General features: G+C 38.4%; 1 pseudogene. It reads left to right on the top strand.

Annotation, left to right across the window (positions count from 1 at the left end):
- Window positions 1-541: pseudogene (locus tag J7R05_RS07650) on the top strand (hypothetical protein); the annotation flags it as partial.

Here is a 541-nt window from a genome sequence, read left to right as displayed (position 1 = left end):
TTCAGGATCTTGAGAAGGCCTTAAAGTGGAAAGGTCCTGATTCAATGATTATTGATTTGAGTGATCAGCTTGCTGCACGGGCTTTAAGAGAGGCAAAAAAAGACTATCCTACACATTCAATAATGAGTAATCGTTTAGGAGCTAGGCAAGCTGAAAGTACTCAACGTGTAAGAGAAAGACTAAATGAAACACTCGGTGAGAAAGTTAACACACTTGATTTAAAGCAAGACATTATTAACACTGCAAAAAGAGAAGCTGAACCACTCTATGAAAAGGCATTTGCTGCACCTATTGCAGAGTCTATTAGAAAGGATTTACAGCTTTTAGAGGAAAGTCCTGCGTTTAATGATGCGCGTAAAAAAGCAATTGCAGGCTTGTTGAATGTGGCAGATGAAACAGTTATAGCAAATCGTGAAAATCCAGAACTGAGTATGCGGATTTTGCACAGAATAAAGGGGGACATCGATAATCAGATTAAATTAGCTCTTAGAGAAGACAATCAAACACATGCTGCAGATTTGATGAATGTGAAGGAACGTCT

Origin of the sequence: Bartonella capreoli (genome assembly GCF_902813205.1) — a bacterium.
GTDB classification, from domain to species: Bacteria; Pseudomonadota; Alphaproteobacteria; order Rhizobiales; family Rhizobiaceae; genus Bartonella; species Bartonella schoenbuchensis.
The sequence above is the reverse complement of the archived record's forward strand: the minus strand, read 5'-3'. Positions and strand labels throughout refer to the sequence as shown.